Raw genomic sequence first — 7,931 nt, 5'->3', positions numbered from 1 at the left:
GTCCCGGGGTCGTCGGCCGACGGCGAGGGCGAACTCGGACGGGCTGACCGCCGGTGCCGCGGAGCGGGTGCCTGGGGGACGCTGTGACCGGAGGGCCGCCCAGACGTCGGGGTGGCTGGCTCCTCAGCCGCGGCCGGCTCCTCGATGGGAGGGGCCGATTCACTGGTCTGCGGTTCCTCGGGGGCGGGCGCCGTCTGGCCTGTGGCCGTCCGGCTCGGCTTCTTCCCCGCGGGCTGTATGTCGTCTGCGGACTCGCGAGCGGGGGGCGCCCCGCGCCGGGATGAGCGCTGGATGCCTGACTGCCGGGACTGGCCCAGGAGTACATCGAGGGGTCCTGAGTCCAGTCGTTGGCTTGGTGGTTGTTACTGGTGGTCTGCATGATCGGTGCCTCCGCTTAGGGCGTCGCGGTAGGGATGAGGGACGGGTTGACGACCAGACGTCCGCCGGGATCGCGGTTGTCGCGGGTGACTGGCACGGCCATGGACAGCCAGTAGGCGGCTCCGGCTGTCCATCCGTCGGCGTGTGGCGCTGGGGCGCTGGACGGGGGCATATCAGGGTCCGGCCACCGATCGGTTTCGGTGGGCGTCGAGTCGTCGGCTCGGTGGTAGGGCGTGATGCGGACCCAGACCTCGACCAACACAGTGGTGGGGCTGCGTCGCTCCATCCGGCCGTAGACCGGGGCGTCGGCTCGCTGCCGGCCGGCCCCATTCCATCCGAGTGTGCTCGCATGACCGGCGGCCAGATAGGTTCGCAGGACGTTGGAGCGGCGTCCCGGTGTGTCTTCGTCCCAGGACAGAAAGTCGCAGGCGAAGCGGACAGCGAAGGTGCCGGCTTCCACGTCGGCGACATGGCGGTGGGCGGCGAGACTGCCGATCATCGCTGCGCCGTTGTCGTCTCGAACGAAGTCGAGTGAGGTCGAGGGGCCGTGGTGACCGTTGCGGCCGGAGCGGTGACCGTTCCGGTGAGCGGTGCGCTCGGCATCGGCGGGTGCGGTAGGGGCCCAGACAGATGCGCCGTCGTCGGTGACGATCTGCTCGCCCGTGTCCACGGTGAGGTGGGTGTACAGGTGACCGGCCGGCTCAGCGGCGGAAGAGTCTCGGGGGCTGGTGCCGCCACTCTTCTCCCGCGGGTCTGATTCTGGAGGAAGGGGCGCCGGGGCGGTCGCCTCTGGTTCTGGGGTCCAGTGCCGCTCGTCGTAGCTTGCGGGTGGCGCCGGCGCTGGAATTCCGGGATCGCTGAACGGCGGCCGGTAGGCCGGGCTCGGCGGCTCCGGTTCGGGAGCGGCTGGGGTGGATGGCTGGGGCGCGGGCGCTGGTGGGGCCTCCTGGGCTGCGGACGGACCCCGGTGGGGTCGGTAGACGGCTCCGTGGTGCAGAGCCGCACGGTGGGTTGCTTGCTGGTCGCGGTCGGGAGCGCCTTGTAGTCGGCGCGCCCCCCGCCTGGTTCTTGGCATGAGCGGTCGTCCCCGTCGTGACGCGTCACGAGCCGGCTGGCGTTGGCGTGACGCCACCGAACTCGCGACTACGGGTAGGGCGAGCTGGTTATAGCAGCATCTTCTAGTGATAGTAAAGATGCTGGCAGCGTTACGGCTCGCTGTACATGCCAATGACCGCAGTAGGTGTGCATCCGCGCTGGGCGAGAGCAATGCTTGAGACTGCGCGCGGCGCGGCATGCGAGCACCCGTGCTCGCGGTCGCTGACGGCGCGCTCGGGTTCTGGGGCGCGCTGCGCGAGGTGTTCCCGCAGACCCGCGAGCAGCGCTGCTGGGTCCACAAGACCGCCAATGTCCTTGCCGCGCTGCCGAAGTCAGCGCATCCGGGGGCGAAGAAGGCGCTGACCGAGATCTGGAACGCCGAGGACAAGCGCAGAGCCCTCGACGCCGTGGCCCGCTTCGAGGCCGCCTACCGGGCGAAGTTCGGCAAGGCCGTCACGAAGATCGGTGACGACCTCGACGAACTGCTCGCCTTCTACGACTTCCCCGCCGAACACTGGCAACACCTACGCACCACGAACCCGATCGAGTCCACGTTCGCGACGGTCCGCCACCGCACCCGGGTCACCCGCGGGCCCGGGTCACGCGCGGCCGGACTGGCGATGGCGTTCAAGCTCATCGAGGCCGCCCAGAACCGATGGCGCGCCGTGAACGGACCGCACCTGGTCGCCCTCGTCCGAGCCGGAGCCCGATTCGACGCCGGCCGCCTCGTCGAACGACCCGATGCCCACACCCACACCGAAGCCGCCTAAAAGATCTTCATCCACAGGTCTTGACGATTGCTCCTGGGCGATCGAGCAAGGTTGACCAGGACTGGCACCGCTCGTAGGGCCGGTCCGACCCGCACTCCTGGGTTCGCCATGCGATAGCCCCTCACACGTCCCGACCCCAATAGCGCATGAACTCGTTAGCTGATGACCTGACCTCGGGCCATGACTAGCGCGACCGAGCGGAGGACCTGGAGGTCGGCCGCCGGGTCGCCGGGCACAGCGATCAGGTCGGCCGCCATACCGGGGGCCAGAACCCCGACCGTCTTGTCCAAGCGGAGGGCACGGGCAGCCTCGGAAGTGGCGACTTCCAGCGTGCGGTCGCCGAAGCCGAGCCACTCGTAGGTCTCCAGGGCGGAGACATAGTCACCGAACGGCGACGTGGTGACGCCTGCGTTGCTGCCGATGAGGAGAGACACGCCGCGCTCGTCGAGCCAGGTGTAGCGGGAGTACCAGCGGTCGAACGCGGCCTGTTCGCCGTTGTTAGCGATCATGTGGCGGCGGTTCGACGCGGACGGCAGACAGGCGATGATCCCGCGCCGGTGCATGTCGATGGCGGCGGCCTCGTCCCGGCCGAACTGGCCTTGGGCTTCCATCCAGACGAGGTGGTCGATGATGTCGACCCCGGCAGTGATCGCGTGCCAGGCGCCATCGGCGGCATAGGTGTGCGCGGAGACGCGGAGCCCCTGGCGGTGGGCTTCCTCCACGAGGAGCTGGCATTGCTCCGGGGTGAAGTGCGTCAGCCAGCCCTTCCGGTGCCACGGCCCGGGGAAGTATCCGCCGCTGTCGTGGTAGCTGAGAAACTCGGCGCCGCTGTCGGCGTGGGCGCGGACAGCGGCGCGGATCGCGTCGTCGCTGTCGACCGCGCCGCCGAGGAGCGAGCCGTCCCCGCCGGGGATGGTCAGTGGCGCCCCGGAGCAGAGCACGCGCGGGCCGATGGCGAGTTGGTCGGCGATCTGGCGGCGGTAGCGCAGGACAGCGCCGTCCGCTTCGCCGACGTCGCGGATCGTGGTGACCCCCGACAGCAGTGTGCGTAGCCCGTTGCCGGCGACACGCTGCCCGAGGGTGCCCTGCTGCTGGTCGCGCGGGAGATCTTCGTACGGGGTGGCGTCACCGGACAGTGTTAGCCGCACAGCCCCGTCGATGAGGCCGGGCATGATCGTGCAGCCGGGAAGGTCGGTGTGTCTGGCGTCCGGGGCGGCCTGTTCGGTCACGGTCGCGCGACCTCCGACCGCGGTGATCGTGTCCCCGCGGACGAGGACCGCCCCGTCCAAGATGGCTGGCTGTCCGCCGCAGGGGCGGATGGTCGCACTAGTGATGATGTGGTCGCGGTCCAGCACGGTGCTGTTCCTCCAGACGCGGTCAGGTGCGCGGTAGCAGTGTCTTCTCGCTCACCAGGTCGGCGAGCTGCTCCAGCAGGTCATGGTCACTGGTGGGCGGGTCGGCAGCAGTGTCCCCGGTTGGGCTGTGCCGGTGCTGGTCGACGAGGGACCACAGCCGGTCGTTGTCGAGACGCGTTCGCTTGAACTTGGCGATCGCGACTTCCAGCTGGTCGGCGGCGGCGAGCTGACCCGGATCGCCGTCGCGGTCGGGCTGGCCCGCTCGCAGGTAGTACAGGGCGTCGAGGCACTCGGCCCGGCGCCGGCGCAGCTGGTAGTCCAGTGGGCCGACGCTGCGGAGCTCGACCTCCGGGAACGCTGTGGTGCTGATCTGCCAGAGCGGCTCGATGCGGGCATAGGACCGCCGGTTGCGGCGTCCGGCCCGCAGAGCTTGCAGTCGGCCGACTACTAGCGGGAACGACAGCCCGGCGAAGATGAGTGGACTACCGACAGTGGATGCGACGTAGATGAACCCTGGTGGTGCTGCGGTGACTGGGCCGCCGAACAGAATCACGATCGGCGGGATGGCGCGCAGCAGCGAAACCAGGCCGGCGACGAGCAGACCGACCCCGGCAACACGGGTGCCCCAGCGCAGGGCCGGAGTGACGTCGGCGGCGCGGGTGCGGCGAACGATCCAGATCACGACCAGCAATCGGACGAGGAACAGATAAGGACCTGTGGTCGCGAAGTAGAGCAGCCCCGGGGTGTGGGCGAAGGCGGCCGGTCCGTAGAGCATCGTCTGCCCGCGCGAGGTCGCCAGAGCGAACATGACGATCCAGCCGGCGAGCAGACCGAGACTGAGCACGACGAACCGGATCACTCGGGGGCTCCGTGGCCCATAACGGTCCACGGCGAGGCGGAACAGGTACAGCCCCATGGTGCTGCCGACGATGACGATGAGCGCGCCGTAGAACCGCTTGGCGCCGGGGTCGACCTCGCCGAACCACCCGGCCTCGATCATCCGTTGGAGTGCCGGGTTGGCGACGGCAGCAATGATCGCGGCGAGCAGCACGAGGTGCCCGAAGCCGGTGAGGCGTCTCCGAAGTTGGTACCCCTGCCAGAGCACGGCGTAGATTGCCAGCGTTACCACCAGCTCGACAGGCACTTACCTCACCACGCCCCTTGGTCGCCCAGGTATTCGTCAAGGCTCGACCGGGGTCGAGCCGGGATGTATCCGGCCTGGCCGGGAACCCAGCCGAGCAGGATTGTTGCCAGCATCTCGGCCTCCTGCTCACACACTCTGGCATACAGGTTGCCGCCGGTAATAGCTGACGAACCGTCGGTTGGATGGTGCGGTCGTCGCCCGGGGCGCCACCATCGGCGCCGTCTTTGCTGCTGTGCGCTAGGCGGGGGCGAAATCAGCGCGGCGTCGGGCAGCGCCACCCCGAGGGCTTCAGCCACCGCGCCCGCGTCGATCTCGCGGAACGTCTCGACCTCGGCCTGCGTGTGAAGCACCTCAGATGGCGGGTGGCGCAGGAGCATGTGCGCGAACTCGTGCAAGATGATCAGTTGCTGATGGGAGGAGGTCGTGCGGGCCTCGTAGAGCACGACGTCGATACCGCCCTGACTGCCGGTGACTCCGAACGCGGACCCGGGCGGCATCTCATCGTTGGGCACCAGGGCGATGGTGCTCTGCCGGTCGCACTCCAGGGCTGCGCGGAGCCTCTCGGTGTCGAGGGGTGGGGTTAGGCCCAGTTCGTTCAGTCGCCGGCGGGCCAAAGTCAGCAGCTCGGGGTACCCCCTGGGCCCTTCTCCCGCGGGCATGGGTGGTCTCCCTTCGTCGAGGCGCGTACTCGGAGCCGCCTCCGCTCCTCTGGGCAGCCTAAAGGACGGGCGCGGAGAGTCCGGGGCTGATCACTATGTGCCAGCGGCCGATTCGTTGGAGCGTCGGGACAGTTCGAGCTGGAGTTGACTGTGGATCGCTACCAGCTCGTCGTTAGTGAACGAACTACTACGGCATGGGCCGTGGACGGCGATGCCACGTCGCCGCGCCTCCCCATCGAGGGCGTGCCGGTCGTCGATGAGGCGGGCCACGGCGGGGTTGAGGAAGTAGTCGACCGGAACCCGAAGAGTCTGGGCAATCAGAGTGAGCGTGCGGAATTCGCGAGCCGAGGCCGGCGATGTGGAGGCGGCAGCCCGCTCCGCGGCGGCAAGCCACTCGCGCGCGAGTGACAGTGCGAACGCGGACCGGATGCCTGCGAGGCGTGCGGCGAGGATCGCGACGGCATCGAGCGTGTCCACGGTTACGAGGTCGCGGACTGCGGTGCTGGTGCGGGCGATGTGAATGATGCTCGCGGCAACCGGGTCGAGAAGTCCGTCAGCTGTGGGCACGGAAACGCCCCCCCCTCCCCGGCGGACCGTACTGAGCCTTTCCCAACCTGTTTGTGCTGGTCAGGCGGGGTCGGAGCGGAGGAGCTGGGGCGCGATATCGCGTTGAACCCGTCTTCGCCGCCGTCGTGGGGGCCGTTCAGTGCTTCAGCGCGGCGTTGACCTGCTCCCCGGGAGGGGGCGGCGGCTGAGTGCCGCGGCGGCGGCCTTCTGGGGCGCCGCCCGGGAGGTTGGGAAAGGCTCACTGGCTCAGGGGCGCGGTCTGTCGGTCGGAGACGTGCCCCCACGTGCGGCAAGTTCGCGCTGGACCAGAGCTGCCAGGGTGTCCCGGTCGGTCGGTTGCAGGCTGGCCATGCGAGTTGCCAGCTCGACGAGCTGGTCGCTGTTGCCGGCCTGTCGGTTGATTTCCTCGATCCGGTCGAGTTCCAACGACACCCGCTCGTAGATCTCGGGGTCGCAGAAGTAGCCCGGTGAGACCCCGAACGCCTCGGCGAGCTGCCGGGCGTGGTCGAGGCTCGGCTTGGTCTTGATGCCGCGGCGCAGGTCGGCTACATAGCCCGCGGAGATCGACCCGCCCCGCTCGCGAACGCGTGCGGAGATCGCGCGATCGCTCAACGGATCCTGCCCCGGCGGGTGCATGACGGCAATGAGCCGGCGGAGCTGGCTAGCGAAGTCCTGCGGGCGCCGATCCGGCTGCTCCGTGTGGTCGCCGTTGGTCATCGGTTGTGCCCCCTGCGTCCGTGGTGGTGCAGCGCTGCTGGTGCTCGGTAGTGCGTCGTGCACCCCGGGCACCAGCTACAGCGTACTCATGAGCCACAAGAGTTCGCTGTAGAGAACATCGAGAAGGGAAGGCTAGCAGTACGGTCCGTCACTCTATGTTCTGGTCAAAGGGAGTGCAAAGCTCGCGTTGACACGCGCTCATGGTCGGTTACGCTCTGCCTTGTGTTCGCCACAGTGCGCGAACTGTCAGCACGTGTTCGCTACAGCGGGCACTGCAAGGTGGACCGGAGCCCGCGACGCAGAAAGGAAGAGTGCGCATGTCGCTGGATCGCACAGCCACCGCGGCGGAGCCGCAGGTGGGGGTGTCGCCCCCCGACCGCGATTTGAGTGCGCCGCTCGCCGAGCGCAGGCGAGCGCGAGCGGATGCCGCAGCGACCCGCCGTCTGCCGGAGCGGCTGCGGTCGCAGCCGTCCATGCAGGACTTTCGCAACGACCTCGAGGACGCCCTTGTCAATGTTGCTGCTCAGGTCGTGCAGGCGATGATCCGGCTCCGTGAACAGCGGCAGGAGGGCGTCGTCGACGTGGGGGCGGTAACCGACAACGTGACGGCGGCCGTTGAGGCATTGGCTGCTGCGGAGCTGACTGCTGTGGTCATGCGATCCGTCGTGCCCGCGCCGCGGGCCTGACCACGGCTATCAGCTGTCGAGGAGTCGGACCTCGTCAATCAGGCGCGCGATGACTTGGCGGGCCTGTGGACCGATCCCATCGAGCTTCTGGACGAGATCGCGAAGCTCCGGTGTCCGGACGGCGTTGAGCAGTCGGAGATCGTCGGCGGAGATCACCGACTCCTGATCCTCACCGGAGAAATAGCCCACCGGGACGCCGAACAAGCGGGCCAGGGCCACGACGAGCGGCCAGGACGGCTTGTCTCGCCGACCGCGGCGAAGCTGCTGGACATAGGCCGTTGAGACGGAGGGGCCGCCGATGCGGCGAAGGCCGTCGGATACCTCCTCGTTGGTCCACACCTGCCCGTCGGGGCGCTGAGTGGTGATCAGTGCGTCGAGCCGCTCAGCGAAAATACTGGGACTCCCCTGACCCTCGGGCTTCCCGCCGGGCACGCGCCACCCCCTTGCCGGCCGGGTTGGCCGGACTTGTCCTCGCGCCGCCGTTGTCATTGTCATGTCCTTCCCGGTCGCTGGCGAGGCGGCACTCAGGCAACCGGCGGCGCTGGCCGAGAGTAAAGCTG

8 protein-coding genes and 1 pseudogene are annotated in these 7,931 nt (G+C 68.8%); 2 read left to right on the top strand and 7 right to left on the bottom strand.

The genetic code is table 11. The features are described 5' to 3' along the window. Positions 1-394: 394 nt before the first annotated feature. Complete coding sequence (locus KPL59_RS13520; RefSeq protein ID WP_226361001.1) at positions 395-1,048, bottom strand: hypothetical protein; 654 nt, start codon at positions 1,046-1,048, stop codon at positions 395-397. A gap of 607 nt (positions 1,049-1,655) precedes the next feature. Between KPL59_RS13520 and KPL59_RS13515 the strand changes: the two are divergent. Beyond that, positions 1,656-2,243: pseudogene (locus KPL59_RS13515) on the top strand (transposase); the annotation flags it as partial. Positions 2,244-2,398: 155 nt separating this feature from the next. On the opposite strand, the gene KPL59_RS13510 reads toward KPL59_RS13515, so the two are convergent. The 5 genes from KPL59_RS13510 to KPL59_RS13490 all read right to left on the bottom strand — a co-directional run bounded on the left by KPL59_RS13510 (position 2,399) and on the right by KPL59_RS13490 (position 6,685). Then, complete coding sequence (locus KPL59_RS13510; RefSeq protein ID WP_226361000.1) at positions 2,399-3,598, bottom strand: amidohydrolase family protein; 1,200 nt, start codon at positions 3,596-3,598, stop codon at positions 2,399-2,401. A gap of 22 nt (positions 3,599-3,620) precedes the next feature. Continuing rightward, positions 3,621-4,742: an MAB_1171c family putative transporter gene (locus KPL59_RS13505; RefSeq protein ID WP_226360999.1), complete on the bottom strand. Its 1,122-nt coding sequence runs from the start codon at positions 4,740-4,742 to the stop codon at positions 3,621-3,623. A gap of 5 nt (positions 4,743-4,747) precedes the next feature. Then, complete coding sequence (locus tag KPL59_RS13500) at positions 4,748-5,254, bottom strand: hypothetical protein (protein ID WP_226360998.1); 507 nt, start codon at positions 5,252-5,254, stop codon at positions 4,748-4,750. Positions 5,255-5,494: 240 nt separating this feature from the next. Next, positions 5,495-5,968, bottom strand: coding sequence for a hypothetical protein (locus tag KPL59_RS13495; protein ID WP_226360997.1), 474 nt, complete (start codon positions 5,966-5,968; stop codon positions 5,495-5,497). A gap of 246 nt (positions 5,969-6,214) precedes the next feature. Then, positions 6,215-6,685 (bottom strand): helix-turn-helix transcriptional regulator, encoded by a 471-nt coding sequence (locus KPL59_RS13490; RefSeq protein ID WP_226360996.1) that lies wholly within the window; start codon positions 6,683-6,685, stop codon positions 6,215-6,217. Between the two features lie 317 nt (positions 6,686-7,002). On the opposite strand from KPL59_RS13490, the gene KPL59_RS13485 reads away from it, so the two are divergent. Next, positions 7,003-7,371, top strand: a complete 369-nt coding sequence (locus tag KPL59_RS13485; RefSeq protein WP_226360995.1) for a hypothetical protein — start codon at positions 7,003-7,005, stop codon at positions 7,369-7,371. 9 nt (positions 7,372-7,380) lie between these two features. Here the strand turns inward: KPL59_RS13485 and KPL59_RS13480 are convergent, their stop codons facing one another. Then, positions 7,381-7,803, bottom strand: coding sequence for a helix-turn-helix domain-containing protein (locus KPL59_RS13480; RefSeq protein WP_226360994.1), 423 nt, complete (start codon positions 7,801-7,803; stop codon positions 7,381-7,383). Positions 7,804-7,931: the final 128 nt, after the last annotated feature.

The organism is Pseudonocardia sp. ICBG1142 (assembly GCF_020496255.1).
GTDB lineage: Bacteria > Actinomycetota > Actinomycetes > Mycobacteriales > Pseudonocardiaceae > Pseudonocardia.
This window is presented reverse-complemented; position numbering and strand designations above follow the sequence as displayed.